The organism is Methylorubrum podarium (assembly GCF_022179745.1).
GTDB classification, from domain to species: Bacteria; Pseudomonadota; Alphaproteobacteria; order Rhizobiales; family Beijerinckiaceae; genus Methylobacterium; species Methylobacterium podarium.
In genome coordinates this window covers 1-2,805 of the sequence record NZ_BPRD01000706.1, presented here as the reverse complement: position 1 = coordinate 2,805, position 2,805 = coordinate 1, and the positions used below count along the sequence as shown (strand labels likewise).

At 68.5% G+C, this 2,805-nt stretch carries 2 protein-coding genes and 1 pseudogene; 1 reads left to right on the top strand and 2 read right to left on the bottom strand.

Going from position 1 to position 2,805, the window contains the following annotated elements; genetic code table 11:
• Positions 1-29: 29 nt before the first annotated feature.
• Together MFF42_RS26070 and MFF42_RS26065 are read right to left on the bottom strand one after the other, a co-directional pair.
• Positions 30-1,703, bottom strand: a complete 1,674-nt coding sequence (locus tag MFF42_RS26070; protein WP_238258854.1) for a formate--tetrahydrofolate ligase — start codon at positions 1,701-1,703, stop codon at positions 30-32.
• 214 nt (positions 1,704-1,917) lie between these two features.
• Positions 1,918-2,139 (bottom strand): heavy-metal-associated domain-containing protein, encoded by a 222-nt coding sequence (locus MFF42_RS26065; RefSeq protein ID WP_238258853.1) that lies wholly within the window; start codon positions 2,137-2,139, stop codon positions 1,918-1,920.
• A gap of 288 nt (positions 2,140-2,427) precedes the next feature.
• Here MFF42_RS26065 and MFF42_RS26060 point away from each other — a divergent pair.
• A pseudogene (locus MFF42_RS26060) lies at positions 2,428-2,805 on the top strand (EAL domain-containing protein); the annotation flags it as partial.

Below are 2,805 nucleotides of genomic sequence, written 5' to 3'. Positions count from 1 at the left end.
CCGCAGAGGGGAGAGGGCGACGCGGCGGACTAGAACAGCCCGTCGATCTGCCCGTTGGCATCCAACCGGATGTTGTCCGCCGCCGGCACCTTGGGCAGGCCCGGCATGGTCATGATCTCCCCGCAGATGACCACGACGAAGCCGGCACCGGCCGAGAGGCGCACGTCGCGCACCGAGACGAGGTGGCCCGAAGGCGCGCCGATCAGGGTCGGGTCGGTCGAGAACGAGTACTGCGTCTTGGCCATGCAAATCGGCAGATGGCCGTAGCCGTCCTTCTCGAAGCCAGCGAGCTTGGTGGCGGCCTTCGACTCGATCTGGATGTCGGCCGCGCCGTAGAGCTTGGTCGCGATCGCCTTGATCTTGTCGGTGAGCTTCGTCTCGGTCTCGTAGACGAAGCTCAGCGGCTGCTGCTCGCCCTCGGCGAGCGTCACCACGGCCTGGGCCAGAGCCTCGGCGCCGGCGCCGCCCTCCGCCCAGTGCTTGCAGGTGATCGCCTCGACCTGGAGCCGGTCGCGGCACAGGTCCTTCAGCCGGGCGTGCTCGGCATCCGTATCCTGGAAGAAGTGGTTCACGCCGACCACCACGGGGAGGCCGAAGCTGCGCACGTTCTTCACGTGGCGTTCGAGGTTGGCGAAGCCCTTCTCCAGCGCGTCGAGGTTCTCGCCCGCGAGGTCCTTCTTGTTGACGCCGCCATGCATCTTGAGCGCGCGGACGGTCGCGACGATCACCACCGCCGAGGGCTTGAGGCCCGTCTGGCGGCACTTGATGTCGATGAACTTCTCCGCGCCGAGATCGGCGCCGAAACCGGCTTCGGTCACGACGTAGTCGGCCAGCCGCAGGCCGGTCTGGGTGGCGATCACCGAGTTGCAGCCATGGGCGATGTTGGCGAAGGGGCCGCCATGGATCAGCGCCGGGTTGCCTTCCAGGGTCTGGACGAGGTTCGGCTGGAGCGCGTCCTTCAGGAGCACGGTCATGGCGCCGGTGGCCTTCACGTCGGCCAGCGTCACCGGCTTGCGGTCGCGGGTCTCGGCGATGACGATGCGGCCGAGGCGCTCCTCGAGGTCGGCCAGATCACGCGCGAGGCAGAACACCGCCATAACCTCGGACGCAACCGTGATGTCGAACCCGTCCTCGCGCGGAAAACCGTTGGCGACGCCGCCGAGCGATTGGTTGATGGCGCGCAGCGCCCGGTCGTTCATGTCGACCACGCGGCGCCAGTGGATGCGGCGCACGTCGATGTTGAGCTCGTTGGCCCAGTAGATGTGATTGTCGATCAGCGCGGCCGCCAGCGAGTGCGCCGAGGTGATGGCGTGGAAGTCGCCGGTGAAGTGCAGGTTGATCTGCTCCATCGGCACGACCTGCGCCTTGCCGCCGCCCGCCGCGCCGCCCTTCATGCCGAAGCAGGGGCCGAGCGAGGGCTCGCGCAGGCAGGCCACGGTGCGCTTGCCGATGCGGTTGAGCGCGTCGCTGAGGCCGACCGTCGTCGTGGTCTTGCCCTCGCCCGCGGGCGTCGGCGAGATCGCGGTGACGAGCACCAGCTTGCCCTCGGGCTTGCCGTCCAGCGATTTGATGAAATCGTGGTCGATCTTGGCGATGTGTTTGCCGTAGTTGTGAAGCGCCTCGTCGGGAACGCCGAGCTTCTCGGCAACCTGGGCGATGGGCTTCAGGGTCGCCGCGCGGGCGATCTCGATATCTGAGGGCATTTCTCTCACCGTCGTTTCTTGTGACCCGGGCTCGCGGCACGTCGGGCCGTCGCCCGGCGCGCGGTTGGCCCACGTACTTCCGTGGTAACGGACGAAACAGCCACGATAAACCGATTGTCGCAGTGTGAGCGAAACAGCGGGGAAAAGCGTCTCGGATTTTTTTGATGCGATCCGTTAAGTTTCTTCAGGGGACGGGCGAACTTCCGCCCCGCGCTTAGCCCGTCATCGCGGTGGCGGTGTAGCCGGCCTTGGTGAGCGCCTGCGCCACGTCGAGGCTCTGCGCGACCGTCGTCGCCGTGACCCGGCCGTGACCGACATCGACCGAAACCTCCGCCCGCGGGTCGAGGCGACGGATTGTGCGGCGCACGGCCTCGGCACAACCCTCGCAGGTCATGCCCTCCACGCGCATCGTCAACTCGATCGGGCTCTGATCCATCGCCTTCATCTCCTGCGTGCCCGCTCTCCGGCGGCCTCCGGGGCATCGCACATGTGGCACCGGGAACGCGCCCGGCAAGCGCGCAGCCTCTTCGGGCCGATTCGACGGGAGAATGCCGCGCACCGCCTTGCGGCGGAGCACGGCCTCGGCGACATTAGGGTTACGACGAGCCGGGCGCGTCATCGACGCCCGCCGGCGCGTTTCAGCCACACGTCCTGCGGGCACCCGCGCCGCACCGTGAATGAGAAGCCCGGCCGCGGCCGCCAGACAGAAGCGCGTCGATCGACGGTGAAGACACCGAAACCCCGAACGATGCGCCCGCGCGGCACGCCCTGGATCCTCGGCCTCGTCGGCGTCCTGATCCTCGTTCCGCTGGCGCTGCTGGTGCCGCTCGCCGCGGTCGCCGCCGTTGCCGGCCTCGCCATCGTCGGCGGTGCCCTGCTGTGGCGGCGGCTCTCCGCCCTCACCACCGCGCAGGAGGTCGTGTCGAAGGAGATCGGCGTCCTGTCCCAGCGCCTCGTGAAGCTGGAGGCCGTCGCCGCCGCCCTGGTCCAGTCGCGCATGCAGGGTTCGGCCCCGGCCGATTCGGCACCGGCTAACCTCGACGAAGCGCTCAGGTCCCTCGACGCGCGGCTCGTCTCCGGCATCGAGGAGGTCACCGCCGAG